Origin of the sequence: Microcoleus sp. w1-18aA5 (assembly GCF_036701705.1) — a bacterium.
Taxonomy (GTDB): Bacteria; Cyanobacteriota; Cyanobacteriia; order Cyanobacteriales; family Microcoleaceae; genus Microcoleus.
Window position 1 is genome coordinate 25,578 of record NZ_JAUPTE010000034.1, and the last position, 16,737, is coordinate 42,314.

A 16,737-nucleotide genomic window follows, 5' to 3' on the forward strand; every position below is an offset into this window, starting at 1 on the left:
CCGAAAGCGTTGCGAATCCAGCGCGGCAATCTTAAAACTTCTCAAACCATGCACATCCAGCGCAAAATTCGCATTGTTTTCAAGCGATACCTCCTGGCGGAAGGTATCACTGTGCTCCTAGTGCTGCTGTACGCCCCCCTGCTAGTACACTGGTACGACGGCTGGCTCAACAAAAGCATCAGCCTCGAACACGAATATTTCAGCCACGGACTAATTGGTTTGCCCTACGCAGCTTATGTTGCTTGGATGAACCGAAAGTCCTGGCGCAGCTTGCCCCACTCACCGCATCCTTTGGGAGGCTTTTTGCTGGTACTAGCCACGCTTTTTTATCTGAGTCGCTTGAGCGATTTAGTAAATTTATCCCTCCCCGTAATGCTAGCCAGCATTTGCTTATCTTTAAAAGGAATTCCCGGCTTACAATTGCAGGCGATGCCACTTTTGTTCGTATTTCTGGCATCGCCGAACCACATTCCTTACCTCCTAGAACCCTACGCCTTACCCTTACAGCAATTTATTGCTGAAGCATCAGGCTGGATATTAATTAAGGTTGGTATCAACGTGAGAGTGGAAGAAATTTATCTGTACGTAAACGAGCGCATTGTAGAAGTTGCTCCACACTGTGCAGGCTTAAAAATGCTGTTTACCAGTCTTTACGTCAGCTTAATTCTACTGGATTGGACGGGAGTTTGGGACTCTCGCAAAAAAAGTCTTTTGTTTTTAGTGATTACATCCATTATTAGCATTACTTCCAACATTTTTCGCAATACTTTGCTAACTTACTTTCACGGAACCAACAGAGAGGCGCTTTTTACTTGGCTACACGCCGGATGGGGCGGAGATTTGTATTCTGCTTGTATACTAGGGTTATTGGTACTTCTCCTCAACGGGATGGAAAAGTATTTCCCTAGTCAGTCTGGCAATTAATGAAACAGATGATTTCAGCACAGAAACTACTGCGGCGATATCAATTATCTAAAATTATGGTGCTGGTGTTTTTGCTGGTATTAGTTGGGGCAGTAGCAATTCCCGGCTACGCGACGGGAAGATGGCCTTGGACAAACCCACCAACCCTTGCCAACCTCAAGCAATTAAGAAGTGTGCACCAAAACGGGATAAAAATTCCTGGGTGGCAAGTTATAGCCGTTCAGAATAACGTCCAAATTGGCGCTCACAGATGGTTAGTTCAAGAAATTAAAAAAGATAAAACAATTGCCATTTTATTGCTGTTGCCTCAAAATTACCCCAAAAACCAGCCCCAAGTAGAATGGCTAGATATCGATGGATTTCACCGATGGCAAACCGATTCTCATCGCACTTTGAGGTTTACAGTTAAATTAGCACCAATACCCGGCCAGCCAACGCCTAATGTCGAGGCGAGGTTTTTCCGAAGCTGGACTCGCCAACAAACTTTTGCTGTCGTGCAGTGGTACGCTTGGCCTAACGGGGGTTCTCCAACAACCAGCCGCTGGTTTTGGGAAGACAGTATTGCTAGACTCTCGAACCGCCGCGCCTCTTGGGTTGCTGTCAGTATCATCCTTCCCATTCAACCGCAGGGGGAGATTAAGATAGCTCAACCATTGTTGGAATCTCTTGCCGAAAGTGTCCAGGCTAAATTAATTACAGAAACTTTTCGGTTTCAGTAAGCAGGTATGTGCAAATAAATCGGCCTAGGGGGTGGGCGGATTTTGCCACAATCAACTGCTTCTTAGTAAATATCTGGGTTCAACCCGCCCGAAAATATCTTATTGTTTTTTCTCGTCGCTATATTTAGATGAAACTTACAAGTCAGACCATTATTCAAAATATTACTTTTTTAAATCCTCTGAAAATGTGGCAAAAATCCCCTATTAAAAATCGCCTCGCTTTTTACTTAGCAGGCCTGCATTCAACTGCTTGGACTCTATCTTTTGCTGCTGTATTCTGGGGTTTTAATAGCAAAAATTTTTCGGAAACGGCTTTAGCTCAATCTGTTGCTCCTGGTTCCGAGCGCCTCGTGGCGCCACCGCCATTGCGTTTACCGCCACCGCCCCCTGCCAATTTCAACCGGGATATTAACCCAGCTTTTCGGAATCGGCCCTACCGCCTCGGGCCGGGAGACCAGATTTCTGTTCAAGTTCAGCGCTTCCCAGAGCTAGGTTTTACGGGTCCAATCAGCCCTGAAGGCGTAATTGTACTACCGCTAATCGGAACAGTAAATGTGCGTGGTCTTACTGTCGAAGAATCACAGCAGCGCCTCCGGGAGCGCTTTGGCCAATTTATCAAAAATCCTCAAGTCTCGGCTGCTTTGCTGGTTCAGCGCCCCGTAGTGGTGACCGTGACGGGGGAAGTTGCCAGACCGGGTTTTTATCCGTTGCAAACCCCCCAGCTTCCTGCTGCTTTGGCGGCTGCTGCTGGGACTAATCCTACGGCGGAACTGCGGGCGGTGCGGGTGCGGCGGACTCTGCCGGGAGGTGCTGTCGCGGAGCAAGTTGTTGATATTTTGACACCGTTGCAAACTGGTATTGCTCCACCGGATTTGCGTTTGGAAGATGGAGATGCGATCGTCGTACCGTATAAACAGGTTAGGCCCGATCGCAAATCCGATCAAGATTTAGCATCCAGGTACAGCCTCGCTGCTGCTGCTGTCCCCGTCCAAATCACTGTCACCGGAGAAGTCAGCAAACCTGGTTTTTACACGCTTCCGGCGGGTTCGGGTCGAATTTCGGCTGCTTTGGTGATTGCGGGGGGAGTCACGGGAAAAGCCGATTTGCGGGAGGTGCGAGTGCGGCGGACGCTGATGAACGGCTCCTCGGTCGAGGAACCAATCGACCTCTACACTCCCCTAGCAAACGGTAACGATTTGTTCGATTTTCCTTTGGCATCGGGAGATGTGATTGTCATCCCGGAATTGGACGCTAGTACCAAAAACCTAGACTACGACAAAGCTCTAGTTTCGCGGTCTACTTTGATTAAGCCCAGGATCTACGTTCGAGTTTTGAGTTACGCTAGTGGTGGTTTGACCTCGTTCTACATAGAAAATGGCAGCAGGTTTTTGGATGCTCTCAACAACTTGCCTGTTAATCTTGCTGACTTGCGGAAAACAGCCCTGATTCGGTTCGACGAAAAGCAAGGTAGAGCAATCAACCGTTCGATAGATGCTAAAGCTGCTTTGGAGGGCAATGTTTCTCAGAACCCGATGCTCGAAGATAATGATGTGATTGTGATTGGTAGGAATCTGGTAGAGCGCATTGGTTATGTACTCAACACTTTTACTCGACCATTCCGGGATACTTTGGGATTTATTCTGTTCTTTGAGCAGTTGAGAAATGGAGTAACAGATTTGTTCGGCCCGTCACGTAATGATAGGTAGTCATACCATTTTAGATTTTAGATTTTAGATTTAAGATGGGGAATGACTTAGGCGATATGGGTTTAGCTCGCAGACCGAAAGTTCTAAGGTTTTTGGGGGATTTGTAGAATTAGTCAGGAATCATTAGTTATCGTTAACAATTAGAAATCTAAAATCTAAAATCTAAAATCTAAAATCATCATGACTTTATCCGTTGTTAAACGTTATTTAATTGCTTTTGACCAATACAAGTGGGTGGGACTGGCTACTCTCGCGGTGACTGTGGGCGTGTCGGGAGTAGTGGCTATGCAGCCAAAGCCTGCGCCAGTTTACGTTGCAATAGGTACGCTGGCCTACGACAGACCGAGCGTGATTTTTTCATCCACTACTACTAAAATTCAACAGGAAGGACAAGAAATAACTAAAGATATGCTGCTGGATACAAGGGTGGTTGAACCAGCAGCAAAAAAACTCATCAAACCCGAAGGAAAATTAAACAAAGAAGAAGCGGAAAAAGTACAAGCTTTGGCTGACAAGCTGGGAAAAGATGTGCAAATAAAGATGCCCAGTAAGAATAATGACCCCAGCGCTTTGATTCAAATATTGTACAAAAATGCCGAGCGTAAACAAGCAGAAGCGGTAGTAAAGACGCTGATGAACGAAATGGTGGAACACAGCAAAAATATTAATACTTCTAGACTGCGAGAAACGATCACCCAAATCAACCAGCGTTTGCCGAAAGTAACTCAGGAACTTAGAGAGACGGAAGCAAAACTTGAAGCCTACGAAAAACGAGAAGGAACTTCAATTTTAGCAGCTCAGAGCGGTGCTTTGCCGCAAGCGATTACCAGCATCCAACAGCAGCAGCGGCAACTCCGCGTGCAGTTGGGAGGAATTGAAGCTCAAATTAACAGTTTGCAGGATCGCTTGGGATTGAATGTGGAGCAAGCTTACGTCGCTCAAGCACTCTCAGCCGATCCAATTATTGCCCAACTGCGAGTGCAATTGTTTTCGATCGAATCTCAGCTCAAAATTCTCCGCAGCGACTTGCAGGAGGAACACCCGAAAATTGTAGAATTGCTTAAACAAAAACTTGCTTTTGAGCAGCAGTTGCAGCAGCGCCAGTCTGAGGTACTCGGCGGTAACGGAGTGGCGGCTCCGCTCAGAAGTGCCGATCGAATTCGGGTAGACTCTTCTTTAGATCCGGCCAGACAGCAGTTAGCTCAAACTTTGATTGCTTTGCAAACGCAGCGGGATACGGTGCAACAGCAACTCCAAGGAATCGAGAAAACTGAAAAAGAATTGCGTCGGGAACACGCGACAATCCCCAACAAGCAGTTAGAACAAGCGCGGTTAGCCCAGCAAGTGGCGTTCAAAAAAGCTCTCTACGACAAGATGTTGTCGGCTTTGGTAGATGCTGAGGCGGCGGTAGCTGAGACAACGGGGAGTTTGAGAATCGCCCAATGGCCGCAAACTGATGACGTTGAGTCCAACAAGAGAGGTTTGCCCGTGATGCTGGCGGTGGGCGGATTTGTGGGATTGCTGCTGGGCGGGGGGTTGATATTTCTGTTGGGGATGCTCAACGGCAAGTTTTACAGTTGGGAAGAAGTGCGGGCGGCTTTGGTGGAAAAAGAGGTGCCGATACTGGCAGTTTTGCCTGAAGTGACGGTGTTTGATTCCTACGGCGATGAAATGCCTCTGGCCCTGGAGGTAAATTCTCCCTATTTGGAATTTTACGAGCGGTTGCGTACTAATTTGCGCCGGATCGGGAACAAACCGGTAAAGGTGGTGTTGCTGACTTCGGCAGCGCCTTTGGAGGGGAAAAGTTTTAGTGCTTACAATTTGGCAATTGCATCGGCTCGATCGGGTAAACGGACTTTACTAATTGAAGCAGATTTGCGATCGCCTTCTAACGTTGAATCTTTGAAAATTGCTGCTGATCCTTTGGCGACTGTGGAACCTTTGCACTATTACGGCAATATTAGCGAGTGCGTCCTTTTGGTTCCAGAGGTAGAGAATCTATACGTTGTGCCGAGTCCCGGCTTTTTGCGGCAAGCCTCCGCCGTACTAGAATCCAGCGAAATGCGGAGATTGTTTGAGGATGTTCGCAACCGCTTTGATTTTGTGGTTGTAGATTCTCCGGCGTTGAGCGAGTGCAACGATGCCCTGACGCTGGAACCGTACACGGACGGTATGATTTTGGTGGCGCGGCCTGGTTACACTTTGTCTAGTATGTTGTCTGAGGCTGCAGATCAGTTGCTGGAATCTGAGGATGAGGATTCGCATAAATCCGGGCCGCGGCTGTTGGGAGCGATTATTAACGGTGCTGATATTCCGGTGAAGTTCCGCAATGATATTGATATTGATGAATGGGAGTTGCCTGTGAGTGCGATCGGCGATCGGGCGATCGAAGTGCGATCGAGGCAATTACCGCAGCACTCAAAGCCTAAAAACAAGGCTATTAATAGTAAATTGAGATGATTTATCTGGCTTGATTCTGTAAAAGCAATCCTCAACTAAATATGAATATATTGTAGGCAGCGACATCAGCAGCTTAAGTCGAAATCAGCGTTAACAGCCAGTCTATTTTAGATTTTATATTTTAGAACCGACCCCACAGATGAATCTGGGAGGAAGAATTTTGGTCTAAAATTTTTCGTTTTCCACGACTCCTGTCTTAAAGCAAGTCTCCGTTTTTGGGCGAGTTCAACATTCAACAGCCAGTCAATTTTATATTTTAGATTTTAGGTTGAAAAATTGACTCCACAGATGAATCTGGGAGCTGGAAATTAGGTGTAAAATTGGTCACTTGTCAACCGTCAACCGTCAACCGTCAACCGTCATTACTTGAAAATGTGTCATCGCACTATTGATTGGATTCAGGGCGTTTCTGGTGTTTGCTCTGGATAAACTGTTCCAAATCGGCGATCGCATCTTCAAAATCCGACAAATTAATTTTCGCAGGTCTAGTCTTCTTCGGCAAACTCGAAGACTGACTCGAAGACTTAGCCGGAGGCGGTGGAGATTTCGGTTGTGCAGCTTGAGTGCTGTTCGATTCTATAGAATCGAACAATTCATCCAGGGACTCAAAAAATGATTGAGCTGAGGCCCGGCGTAAATCTTTCTGGTCGTCGTCATCCGTCATAAGCCACTCCATAGACTCTAAAAGTTGCCAACAAACTCTGCCCGCCCCCAAGGCGTGCAGACATGAAAACCCGACTAAAACAAGCAAGCGGACACAATTTAACCGGACGGTGGAATGCTTGCTGCTGAACTTGCTGCCCTATAAAACCTGTAGCGGGCATTGTCAGCCTTCAAACTATATTTAACTCTACACCCGCCTACTGAGTGATTTGAGACTTGGTGCAGACCCAGCTCAAAATCATTGACCCTGAAAAAATCTCAGTTACGGCTCTTTCGTTGTCTAATTAACCCTAGTCTAGTCGAGAATAAGGAGACAGGACTTATGCAACTATTACCGCTGTTCAAGGGTTGCGATGGCAACGCGCCACCTCGAAAGGACGGAGAGACGGTGTTTTTTGCTTGAGTCCTAAGATTTCAAAGGCATTAGGAGATTTTAAGGTGACTCAGGGATTTGATTACGATTTAGCAATTATCGGCGCTGGCGTGGGCGGACACGGCGCGGCCATACACGCGGTTAGCTGCGGGCTGAAAGTGGCAATTATCGAAGCGGGGGACATGGGGGGGACTTGCGTCAACCGCGGCTGCATTCCCTCGAAGGCGCTGTTGGCGGCTTCCGGGCGAGTGCGAGATTTGCGGAATGCCCACCACCTAAAGACTTTGGGTATTCAATTGGGCAGTGTGGATTTCGATCGCGGGGCGATCGCCAATCACGCTAATACTATTGTTAGCAAACTTCGCGGCGACTTGACCAACAGCCTCAAACGTTTGAACGTGGATGTCATCCAAGGTTGGGGCAAAATTGCCAGTGCTCAAAAAATTACCGTCGAAACCGATAAAGGCGAGAAAACTATTACTGCCAAGGATATTATTCTCGCTCCCGGTTCGGTTCCCTTCGTCCCCCCCGGGATAGAAATTGACGGCAAAACTGTATTTACCAGCGATGATGCAGTCAGGCTGGAATCGCTGCCGAAGTGGATCGCAATTATTGGCAGCGGTTATATCGGTTTGGAGTTTTCGGATATTTACACAGCCCTGGGCTGCGAAATTACGATGATTGAAGCTCTAGACCAATTGATGCCGACTTTTGACCCGGATATTGCTAAATTAGCAGAACGAGTGTTAATTGCACCCCGCGATATTGAAACAAAAGTAGGTGTTTTGGCCAAGAAGATTATTCCTGGTTCGCCGGTAATTATTGAATTAGCTGATTTCAAAACTAAGGAAGTTGTCGAAGTTTTGGAAGTTGACGCTTGTTTGGTAGCAACTGGTCGGGTGCCGGTGAGCAAGAATTTGGGGTTAGAAACTGTTGGCGTGGAAACGATGCGCGGTTATATCCCAGTTAACGATAAGATGCAGGTTTTGGCGGCGGGAGAACCGGTGCAAAATTTGTGGGCGATCGGCGATGTTAATGGCAAGATGATGTTAGCGCATTCTGCGTCTGCTCAGGGAATTGCTGCGGTGGAAAATATTTGCGGTCGTGCGCGCGAAGTTGACTATTTGAGTATCCCGGCGGCGGCGTTTACTCACCCGGAAATTAGCTATGTGGGGATGACTGAACCTGCGGCCAAAGAGTTAGGAAAAGCTGAAGGGTTTGAGGTCGGTTCTGTCAAGAGTTATTTTAAGGGAAATTCTAAGGCTATTGCGGAGGGTGAAACTGACGGTATGGCTAAGGTGATTTACCGGAAAGATACTGGGGAGTTGTTGGGAGTTCACATTTTCGGTTTGCACGCTTCGGATTTAATTCAGGAGGCGGCAAATGCGATCGCCCAGCGCGATTCTGTTAACACTTTGGCATTCCGAGTGCACACGCACCCGACCCTTTCGGAAGTGTTGGATGAGGCGTTTAAACGGGCGGCTGGAGCGGGTAGTCATTAATCTGTAGGGGCTGTTTTCTTGTTTTAGATCCCCGGCTTCTTGAAGAAGTCGGGGATTTAAGTATTCTGTTTGAGGGCGGTGGTAGAGTAAGTTAAAGGAGATGAAAGTGTTCGCAATTGCAATCTTTTAGTATTCTCCAGAACCGGCAAGATGCCTGTTCCACAAAGAGTAAGTTTTTTTGTGGAGTGGGCATCCTGCCCGCCCGTCAAAGGCTTATTGAGAAATGACATTCCCTCTTGGTGAATATTCCTCAATAAAGGCTCGTTGTAATGTATAAATCGCTGTTCGTCAATAATAAACAGACAGCTAATTACTTCATTTCACTTGCTTCCGCTTGTAAGTTGTACAGTATTTAAATTGTATATTTCGATGACCCGATCAAAAATCTTCAAATTCTCTCCCCATCTCTCGAACACCATAGACAATCTAGATTCACAAAAGCTTAAGGATATGGTTGGGGTTATTTTCACTTTAGCTAAGCGATCGGGTTAACTTAGAATTGAGAGTTTTTAGGAGTTGAAGTGGGAGCTATATTTCCGCGATCTCGCCATAGCAATAACGGAATGCTTAACGTTCCTAAAATCATTACAACTCCAGTCAGAATCCAAACTAGCACACGATTTGGGCGATAATCACCTCGCTCAATTTGCCAGAAAACTCGATTATAACGCCATGCTGCCAAGGCAATGACCGCAATTCCAAAAACGACCAGACTCAGCCCTAAAGTTTCTGAGTTGAAGAAGGGAGGGGAGGAAACTTCTTGCTGAGTCACTGTAGCTTGAAATTGACGGAGAAATAAACTGAACCGACTGATTGCAAACCCAAAACCAATTAAAGCGAGTGAAGTTCGTAACCATGCCAGAAAGGTGCGTTCATTTGCCTGATGTTCCCGCTGCCGGTCTATTTTAGCACCCTTGTTCATCAACCCTACCTTTATAAAATATTTTAAGCTTTCCCTCGTTGATTATTGTTTCAGTTGAGATTGCGGAGGGAAGTATCGCTATGGAGATCGTGATTCATCATCACCAAAAAATATAGTACAGTAAATCGACAAAAAGCGATCGCTTCCCTCTCATACCAACAGAAAATAAGAGGACACAGCATTGCTGTGTCCCTACAAATACTGCGGTTAAAGCCCAGTTTAAAAAGACTTAGCTGCACTGCCGGAATGAGCCTTTTTCTCCAACCAATCCTTACCCAATCTAATTGTCACGTCGGACTGCAAAGAACCGGTACTCTCAACCAACACATCTCCAAAACCCAAAAACTGGCGAATCGCTTGAGCACCTTTAATATCGCCCTGTTGAGCTACTAGAGTAGTTACTTCCAGGGGTTCCGGCCAAGCTTTATAAACCTGAACATTCCGATAACCGGCTTGAGTCAAATTATTGACAAAATCTTCAACAGCCGATGGATCTCCGGTACTATCTTGAATCGCCACGTTCAGAAAAGTCGAATCAGCATTCTCAATTGTCCAAGTATTTTGGCCGAAGTCAAAATGTTCCGCCACCATAGTTTCGATGGCATATTGGTCTGGCAACCAAAAACTTGCCTTGTAGTCCTTAGAATCGCTAAATTTGCCGGGAACCATCAACATCTGGACGCCTGCGCGATCGGTTTGAGTAGCAAAACCAGCCAAAGCTACCAATTCTTCTATACTCAAATTCGTGTCAAGGTGAGACTGAATCACCGACAAAATCTTCGGTAGTCGAGACAGCAAACCTACATTTACTTCCTGTTCCACAAAAGCCCGCATCAACAATTGCTGGCGCTGCACCCGCCCGATGTCGCCCAAATCGTCGTGCCGATAAAGCAAATATTGCACGATTTGTTCGCCGTTGAGTTTTTGCTTACCAGCCTTTAAATCTATATATAAATGCTGGCTGTTATCGGTATACTTCATGTCTTTAGGGACATTAATAGTAATGCCACCCAGGGCATCGACCAAACTTTTTATGCCATGAATATTAACTGTGACGTAGCGGTCAATTCCCACACCGCCAAGGAGTCCGCTGACTGACTTCGCTGACGAAGCCGGGCCACCGTAGTAATTAGCTTCGTTGATTTTCACGACACCTCTGCCTTCAACATAGGTGCGGGTGTCTCGCGGAATGGAAAGCACGCTTAACTTTTTATTTTGAGGGTCAAATCTAACCAAAAGCATGGTATCGGTTAAGCCCTTAAAGGAGTTTTCCCAAACCTCGTATCCGACATTTTTGTTGACACCTCCTTCGATGTCAGAGGTCAGAACTTTAAGTCCTAAAACTAAAATATTAACTGGGCGAGTCAGCTCCGGCATCTTCATGTTGAGCTTTGCCATGTCGCCTTGAGAAAATACTGCTGCTTCTTCAGGGCTCAACTTTTGTTGCTGAAGCGGCGTTGTAGAAAGGGAGACGGCTAGCAATGCTCCGGCTGTGGCTGAGAGCATGGCTACTCCAGCCAAACCAAAACCAAAACCCAGCCAGCGGCCTCGATGGGGCTGGGAAGCTTTTTTGGTTGCAGGTTGAGCAGTGGATTGTTGGATAGGGTCTTGATTAGGAATTTTTTGAGCTGGCACTGGCTTCCTCACACACAACAAAAATAAAAAAGATAATGGCAATATGTAGTATCAAGCTGAAGACGCACTCAATCAATAGGGTAGGGGCTTAAAAGAACCCTAAATTATGATAAATGTTTGCCTACTACTTGCTCGGCTAAGCGACTAATTCCGGGCAACCATAGTGGTTGACGCTTCCAGAGGCGAACCATCAGTCCCAGAGCAACGATGAAATAGCTGGTTGTTAGCAGGCTACTCATTAATAACATGGGAAGTGTCGGAGATTCCGCAGAAATCGCTCCAGCTTCTAAAAGAATATGTCCTAAGAGCCAACTAAAAGCAAGGGCAATTGCCAAGCGGCTGATGGCTTTGCGTTCGGGACTACCCTGACGGCGGTAAAGAGTCCACAGGGCGGGGAAAAAGCCGATGACTGGGATCATTAATACAAACAGACTGGCACGATCGAGTTCAGGATTTTCTAAGGGATCTGTTTTTTTCATAATTCGCTACTCAAAATTTGCAGAAGGTCAGATGTTGCACACAAGTTATTTGTTAGAGGGAAAATTTATATCCTAAACCAAAATTCCGAGAGCTGGGCTGGTGCGCGATCGCCCAACTTGTCTGTCAGAGGCAAAATTTTTCTGCCCTCCCAATCTCGCGACTGATCGTGGGCAACTTTTCGACCCGGAGACCCGTATTTTGATAAACTGGATACAGCACAGCAGTCAGGAGAACAGACTTAGCCATGACCCAATCCCAAAAACCCATTGTTATTGCTCCATCCATATTATCAGCCGATTTTAGCCGTCTTGGAGAAGAGATTCAGGCTGTCGATCGAGCTGGGGCTGACTGGATTCACGTAGATGTGATGGACGGTCGCTTTGTTCCTAATATTACTATCGGGCCGCTGATTGTTGAGGCAATTCGCCCCGTTACTACCAAGGTAATCGATGTCCACTTGATGATTGTGGAGCCGGAGAAGTACGTCGAGGACTTCGCTAAGGCGGGTGCTGACATTATTTCGGTTCACGCGGAACACAATGCTTCGCCTCACTTGCACCGCACCCTCGGCCAAATTCGGGAATTGGGCAAAATGGCTGGTGTGGTTCTGAATCCTTCGACGCCGCTGGAGTTGATCGAGTACGTGCTGGAACTTTGCGATTTGGTGCTGATTATGAGCGTCAATCCGGGCTTTGGTGGTCAAAGTTTTATCCCGGCTGTTTTGCCGAAAATTCGCCAGTTGCGTAAAATGTGCGACGACAAGGGCCTCGATCCTTGGATTGAGGTAGATGGCGGTTTGAAGGGGAACAATACTTGGCAGGTTCTGGAAGCCGGCGCAAATGCGATCGTCGCTGGTTCTGCTGTGTTTAAGGCCAATGATTACGCAGGGGCGATCGAGGGTATCCGCCACAGCAAGCGCCCGACTCCTGAGTTGGCTGCGGTTTAATCAAAGATTTTTCGAGTTTTTCTGGTTTTTCTCGTTCCCAGCCTACTTTGGCTGGGAACGCATTTTTAGACTCGGTTTCTAAGAGTCAGGAATTACTTATTTCGAGACAGAGGCGAGAATGCTTTCCATCTCAGAAAGCTCGATCGCCCCGGAGAAAGTTTTGCCGTTCATAATAAAGAAGGGAGTGCCTTCAATGCCTAGTTGTTGAGCGAGTTGCACGTCTTTGGCAATGGCGGCTTCTGCAGCGGGGCTGTTGCGATCGGTGTTAAATTTATCTAATTTTAGATTGAGCTTTTGGGCGATCGATGCGTACAATGGCTCGCCTAAATCTTTCTGCCCTTCAAACAAAGCGCTGTAATATTCCCAGAATTTGCCCTGCTGGCCCGCCGCCCAAGCTGCTTTAGCTGCTGGCAGCGCTTGAGGGTGAATAGAAGTCAAGGGAAAATGCTTGTAAGCTAAAGTAACTTTGTCCTGGTGCTTTGCCATAAACTGCTTGACAGTATCGTGAGCGCGCGCGCAAAACGGACATTGAAAGTCAGAGAATTCTAAAAGTACAATCTGCTGCGAAGCTGAACCCGTGGTGGGAGAATCCCCTATCGAAGATTTGGGATTAGTTTTCATCTCCTGCAAAAATGACTGCTGCGCTGCTTTGAGAGACTGCTGCTGTTGTTGCTGGTACGCTTGTACCGACTCTAAAATTGCTTGGGGATTTTCGCGGATCACCTGCAAGACTTGCTCTTTCAACTTGGGATCGACTGAATTGCCAGCCGTTGACTGTGCGGGGGAACAACCGATAAATACCAGGCAACCTGCCAGGAGTACAGCCAAGCAGAAGGCTTGCTGGCTGCGGAGTTTTCGCCAAATAGTGGATACGTTCATCTTTTTTTTCTGATTCACGGCAACACTTAATCCTACATTTAATTTTGCGGAGTGTCAGGTATACCGCTGTTGACTGCTGTGCAGTTCTTTTTATCTGTGACCAATATTTATTTAGTGGCGATCGGTAATTCGTAGTCGGTAATTGGGAAAGGTTGTGAATCACACGAACACCGACTAACCTAATAATTAAGATTTAAATAATGGGAATTTATTATAATATAATTTCGCCTCAACAATACTCCGGACACTTTTTAAAGAGGGAGGCGATCGCAATACCGCAGAGAAGTGAAAAAAGTGAGTGCAATCTGAACCCAAAATCAACATAAAAAAAGGGACTCTTTTAGGCTAAGCTATAAAAACACACAAGCTCAACAGATTGCCTTATGAAAATTATTGAATCCATAGTACAACAAATGTCGGATTAGTCAACCCCAAAAGAAGTTTTTAATCACTTTATTTTCAACTATTTTGCTGGCCTATGGCAAGGTCAACTTCACGAATCTCCGTCGTTATAGCAATCCTAAATCATTATCAAGACTGTGATACAATTATATGCAATACTTAATTATGACAAAAAAAAATGAATAACTTCCAACGTTCACAAAAAAAAATATGGAAAAAAAAATAAGCTGTTACGCATTTAAATTAGAAAATTGGGACAGGCTAGAAGCCCGTCCCACAAGAGTTTTATTGATTTTCGACACACAGTTTAAATGTAGAACAGCTTAGCCCAATTAGAAGATTTCATTAAAAGAAAAGCGATATCGATGCAAGAGAACTAAAACGAGCAATAGCTGTAAGGATGGGGCTTTCAGGTTAAATCTACCATGAAATCAGCAAAATATTAGGTGTAAGTAAGTTTTTCATTGGTTATTGGAAAAAACAATTTAAAACCAAAGGCATCGCCGGAATAAAACTAAGACATAAAGGTTCAAAAGGGTATTTAACATCTCGGCAAAATACTGAAGTAATCGAGTGGTTAAAGAATAAAGAATATTGGAACTTAGATGAGTTGGTTACTTATTTAGCTCAAGAATTTGGTGTGATATATAAATCAAAAGAGAGTTACTATCAACTTTTCGATCGGGCGAAAATAAGTTGGAAAAAAACTCAAAAAACTAATCCTAACTTTGATAAAGAACTGGTAACAAAAAAAACGGAAGAGATTAACGATATTTTATTCAAAAACAAAACAAGGCTGGTATAGAGTCTGGGGAAATAATAGTATTGTTTTTAGATGAATGTCATCTACTTCATGGTGATCTGACTGGTTATGTTTGGGGTTAATCAAAAATTAGAATTGCAGTCCCAATTACCAATGAAAAAGATAGACAAACTTATTTTGGCGCAGTCAATTATTAAAGCAAAGATTCCATGTTCAGAGCCATCCATCTGGTGATAAAAAATCCACAGTTAAATTCATAAAATACTTACGAAATAAATATAAAAATCGCAAGATTATCTGGATTTGGAATGGAGCTAGTTATCATAAATATGGAGAATTTAGAGAGTTTTTATTAGAACTAAATGGTGACAAAAAACCTGATAATTAGTCAATTACTTGTATTTTATTTGCTCCCAATGCTCCCCAACAGAATCCCGTTGAAGATATTTGGTTAAAAGTTAAAAACTTTTTAAAAAAGTATTGGTATTTATGTAGGTCTTTTAAGATTGTCAAATTTTTGTTTGAATTTTTTAAGCTGTTTAGCATTTAAACTGCGTATTTCAGAGCCTGAAACCCTTTACTGGCCTAGATAGCCTCTGAAATTTAAATGGTGAACAGCTTACTAAGGAACATAAATTTGATTTTCCCAAAATACGTCAATATACTTACACACAGAAAATTATTTAGGATTGCTCTAGATATAGAAAATCATTTATAGCAAAACCATTTGATTTGTAAACAATCGATTCAATCATCACAAGCATTTCAGGTTGTTCTACATTCACAACTCAAATAGACTTGCTATAGGATTGCTATATTCAATTACTGTAATTAAACTTCACTACATATTTATTACTACCGGATTGAGTTGAGGTTCCAGGTGGCGATTTTCATTTTTTGTTTGTTATATACTCTCTGATTACTGGCCCGATCGTAAAGTGCGATCGCCCGTTTTGTTTGACTGTTTCAACTAATGACCGTCGTCCTAAAGATTGCATGACTTTCAAGAGTTCGGGCGGTGATAGTTGCAGGTTTTCTGGTATTTTTGAGATGTCGGCAGGTTCGGGGGTATTGGCTAGCCATGCGATCGCCTGTTGTTCGGATGCGGTTAGGCGATCGAAATGCTGGTGCAGGAGTGATTCTAAGTCTCCTAAGAATAGGGTATCATAGGAGAGGAATTCGGAAACGCTACCGCCGAATAAGTCTTGAATCAATGTGGTAACTATATTTAACCATAAGGGATTGCCTCGGTAAAGGTCGATTAGTTCTGACCATTTCTCCGGTTCTGCTAATCCTTTTTCTCTGAATATTTCTTGTGCTTCCGGGCCTAAACCGTTGAGTTGCAGAGATTTGCAGGGGCGGTTTTCGCCTTCTAAGGCGGCGATTTCTCTGGGTTTTTCCCAACTCAGGAGGATTAAGCAACTGTTGTGGGATGATTCTGTTAGTTGTTTGAAGAATGTGCCGTAATTTTCATATCCAGGTTGGTAATTTCCTGCGAGTTGTTGGCTGCTGAAGATGGTTTGGATATCATCGAGGATGATCAGACAGCGGTGCGATCGTAAATATTCTAGTAGGGGCAATCCCCCCGTGGTTGCCCTTTCTTCAGGATAGGGGGCGGGCACGGAGGGGGCGGGCACGGAGGGGGCGGGCACGGAGGGGGCGGGCACGGGGGCACCGCCCCTACAGGATTTAATTAAGTCGGTTTGGAGTGATGCGAGGGGTGGAGAGTTGCGGAGACTTCGCCAGATGATGCGATCGAATTCGTGTTGAATTTGTGAGATTAGTTGGAGAGTAAGGGCGGTTTTGCCAATACCGGATAAGCCTAAGATGGTGATGAGGCGGGTGCGGCCTAAAATCCAGTTTTGGAGGGTGGTGAGTTCGGATGTGCGGTTATAGAATAGGTTGGGTTCTGGTGCGTCCGATAAGTCTAAATGTATTTTCCGTTCGGAATTGCTTGTTTTTTCGTTAAATTTATTCTTGTCTTGCGGTTCAGATTGTGAGACTTCTGGGGAGGGCAAACTTTCAGAAGAGAGGTTGCCAATATGGATACAGCCATTCCCGACGAGTGAGACAATATTAGAAGCTTGTAAATTTTCCAGTTTGGCTCTAAAATTTGCTTTAGATACTTGTTCCTTGCCTAATGCAACTGATAAAAGTTTCCATAATTTAAAGCCAACTTCTTTAACGTATTTCTCTGAACGGTTGTGATGCTGTGCAATTTCTTTATATTTCTGATTGTCCCAAGCACCGCGTAATATAGCTTTTTGCAGACTATCTAAATGTTTTCCCGTAGTAGTCAAAGCTAGATGGTCTACAAATTCTAAGGCTTCTTCAACGTCCATCGGTCAGGGAGATGCAAGGGG

At 45.1% G+C, this 16,737-nt stretch carries 15 protein-coding genes; 7 read left to right on the top strand and 8 right to left on the bottom strand.

The genetic code is table 11. From position 1 onward, the window contains the following. The first annotated feature begins 48 nt into the window (after nucleotides 1–48). The 4 genes from crtB to Q5691_RS14365 all read left to right on the top strand — a co-directional run bounded on the left by crtB (nucleotide 49) and on the right by Q5691_RS14365 (nucleotide 5,809). The gene (gene crtB, locus Q5691_RS14350; protein ID WP_333214490.1) at nucleotides 49–924 is read left to right on the top strand and encodes a cyanoexosortase B; all 876 of its coding nucleotides are present in this window, start codon (nucleotides 49–51) and stop codon (nucleotides 922–924) included. Beyond that, nucleotides 924–1,643: a cyanoexosortase B system-associated protein gene (locus Q5691_RS14355; protein WP_333214492.1), complete on the top strand. Its 720-nt coding sequence runs from the start codon at nucleotides 924–926 to the stop codon at nucleotides 1,641–1,643. The genes crtB and Q5691_RS14355 overlap by 1 nt, the downstream gene beginning before the upstream one ends. A 128-nt stretch (nucleotides 1,644–1,771) precedes the next feature. After that, entirely contained in the window at nucleotides 1,772–3,349 is a 1,578-nt protein-coding gene (locus Q5691_RS14360) for a polysaccharide biosynthesis/export family protein (RefSeq protein ID WP_333345342.1), read from the top strand. A gap of 180 nt (nucleotides 3,350–3,529) precedes the next feature. Next, entirely contained in the window at nucleotides 3,530–5,809 is a 2,280-nt protein-coding gene (locus Q5691_RS14365; RefSeq protein WP_333214496.1) for a lipopolysaccharide biosynthesis, read from the top strand. 385 nt (nucleotides 5,810–6,194) lie between these two features. Here the strand turns inward: Q5691_RS14365 and Q5691_RS14370 are convergent, their stop codons facing one another. Together Q5691_RS14370 and Q5691_RS14375 are read right to left on the bottom strand one after the other, a co-directional pair. After that, the gene (locus Q5691_RS14370) at nucleotides 6,195–6,473 is read right to left on the bottom strand and encodes a hypothetical protein (protein ID WP_333171805.1); all 279 of its coding nucleotides are present in this window, start codon (nucleotides 6,471–6,473) and stop codon (nucleotides 6,195–6,197) included. Then, nucleotides 6,463–6,633 carry a hypothetical protein gene (locus tag Q5691_RS14375; protein ID WP_333214498.1) on the bottom strand — a complete coding sequence of 57 codons (171 nt, stop codon included), beginning with the start codon at nucleotides 6,631–6,633 and terminating at the stop codon, nucleotides 6,463–6,465. Before Q5691_RS14375 ends, Q5691_RS14370 begins: the two co-directional genes overlap by 11 nt. Before the next feature lie 277 nt (nucleotides 6,634–6,910). Between Q5691_RS14375 and lpdA the strand changes: the two genes are divergently transcribed. Continuing rightward, nucleotides 6,911–8,347 (top strand): dihydrolipoyl dehydrogenase, encoded by a 1,437-nt coding sequence (gene lpdA, locus Q5691_RS14380; protein WP_333214500.1) that lies wholly within the window; start codon nucleotides 6,911–6,913, stop codon nucleotides 8,345–8,347. Nucleotides 8,348–8,403: 56 nt separating this feature from the next. Here lpdA and Q5691_RS14385 read toward each other — a convergent pair whose 3' ends face one another. The 4 genes from Q5691_RS14385 to Q5691_RS14400 form a co-directional block, all read right to left on the bottom strand. Continuing rightward, complete coding sequence (locus Q5691_RS14385; RefSeq protein ID WP_333311405.1) at nucleotides 8,404–8,577, bottom strand: hypothetical protein; 174 nt, start codon at nucleotides 8,575–8,577, stop codon at nucleotides 8,404–8,406. Between the two features lie 263 nt (nucleotides 8,578–8,840). Continuing rightward, a complete protein-coding gene (locus Q5691_RS14390; protein WP_333214502.1) occupies nucleotides 8,841–9,269 on the bottom strand; it encodes a DUF202 domain-containing protein in 429 nt (142 codons plus the stop codon). A 219-nt stretch (nucleotides 9,270–9,488) separates the two neighbouring features. After that, nucleotides 9,489–10,904 (bottom strand): LCP family protein, encoded by a 1,416-nt coding sequence (locus Q5691_RS14395; protein ID WP_333214504.1) that lies wholly within the window; start codon nucleotides 10,902–10,904, stop codon nucleotides 9,489–9,491. Between the two features lie 104 nt (nucleotides 10,905–11,008). Beyond that, nucleotides 11,009–11,383, bottom strand: coding sequence for a hypothetical protein (locus Q5691_RS14400; RefSeq protein WP_333085806.1), 375 nt, complete (start codon nucleotides 11,381–11,383; stop codon nucleotides 11,009–11,011). A gap of 245 nt (nucleotides 11,384–11,628) precedes the next feature. On the opposite strand from Q5691_RS14400, the gene rpe reads away from it, so the two are divergent. Then, complete coding sequence (gene rpe, locus Q5691_RS14405) at nucleotides 11,629–12,330, top strand: ribulose-phosphate 3-epimerase (RefSeq protein ID WP_190744589.1); 702 nt, start codon at nucleotides 11,629–11,631, stop codon at nucleotides 12,328–12,330. A gap of 96 nt (nucleotides 12,331–12,426) precedes the next feature. Here the strand turns inward: rpe and Q5691_RS14410 are convergent, their stop codons facing one another. After that, nucleotides 12,427–13,209, bottom strand: a complete 783-nt coding sequence (locus Q5691_RS14410) for a DsbA family protein (protein WP_333214508.1) — start codon at nucleotides 13,207–13,209, stop codon at nucleotides 12,427–12,429. An 865-nt stretch (nucleotides 13,210–14,074) separates the two neighbouring features. On the opposite strand from Q5691_RS14410, the gene Q5691_RS27685 reads away from it, so the two are divergent. Next, nucleotides 14,075–14,416, top strand: coding sequence for a winged helix-turn-helix domain-containing protein (locus tag Q5691_RS27685; protein WP_333214514.1), 342 nt, complete (start codon nucleotides 14,075–14,077; stop codon nucleotides 14,414–14,416). A gap of 848 nt (nucleotides 14,417–15,264) precedes the next feature. Here the strand turns inward: Q5691_RS27685 and Q5691_RS14415 are convergent. Then, complete coding sequence (locus Q5691_RS14415) at nucleotides 15,265–16,716, bottom strand: ATPase (protein WP_333345344.1); 1,452 nt, start codon at nucleotides 16,714–16,716, stop codon at nucleotides 15,265–15,267. Nucleotides 16,717–16,737: the final 21 nt, after the last annotated feature.

What these genes read in the sequence shown, in the direction of transcription:
- crtB (WP_333214490.1), top strand. Translation starts at nt 49, where the DNA reads ATGCACATCCAGCGCAAAATTCGCATTGTTTTCAAGCGATACCTCCTG.
- Q5691_RS14355 (WP_333214492.1), top strand. Translation starts at nt 924, where the DNA reads ATGAAACAGATGATTTCAGCACAGAAACTACTGCGGCGATATCAATTA.
- Q5691_RS14360 (WP_333345342.1), top strand. Translation starts at nt 1,772, where the DNA reads ATGAAACTTACAAGTCAGACCATTATTCAAAATATTACTTTTTTAAAT.
- Q5691_RS14365 (WP_333214496.1), top strand. Translation starts at nt 3,530, where the DNA reads ATGACTTTATCCGTTGTTAAACGTTATTTAATTGCTTTTGACCAATAC.
- Q5691_RS14370 (WP_333171805.1), bottom strand. Translation starts at nt 6,473, where the DNA reads ATGACGGATGACGACGACCAGAAAGATTTACGCCGGGCCTCAGCTCAA.
- Q5691_RS14375 (WP_333214498.1), bottom strand. Translation starts at nt 6,633, where the DNA reads ATGCCCGCTACAGGTTTTATAGGGCAGCAAGTTCAGCAGCAAGCATTC.
- Q5691_RS14385 (WP_333311405.1), bottom strand. Translation starts at nt 8,577, where the DNA reads ATGTCATTTCTCAATAAGCCTTTGACGGGCGGGCAGGATGCCCACTCC.
- Q5691_RS14390 (WP_333214502.1), bottom strand. Translation starts at nt 9,269, where the DNA reads ATGAACAAGGGTGCTAAAATAGACCGGCAGCGGGAACATCAGGCAAAT.
- Q5691_RS14400 (WP_333085806.1), bottom strand. Translation starts at nt 11,383, where the DNA reads ATGAAAAAAACAGATCCCTTAGAAAATCCTGAACTCGATCGTGCCAGT.
- rpe (WP_190744589.1), top strand. Translation starts at nt 11,629, where the DNA reads ATGACCCAATCCCAAAAACCCATTGTTATTGCTCCATCCATATTATCA.
- Q5691_RS14410 (WP_333214508.1), bottom strand. Translation starts at nt 13,209, where the DNA reads ATGAACGTATCCACTATTTGGCGAAAACTCCGCAGCCAGCAAGCCTTC.
- Q5691_RS14415 (WP_333345344.1), bottom strand. Translation starts at nt 16,716, where the DNA reads ATGGACGTTGAAGAAGCCTTAGAATTTGTAGACCATCTAGCTTTGACT.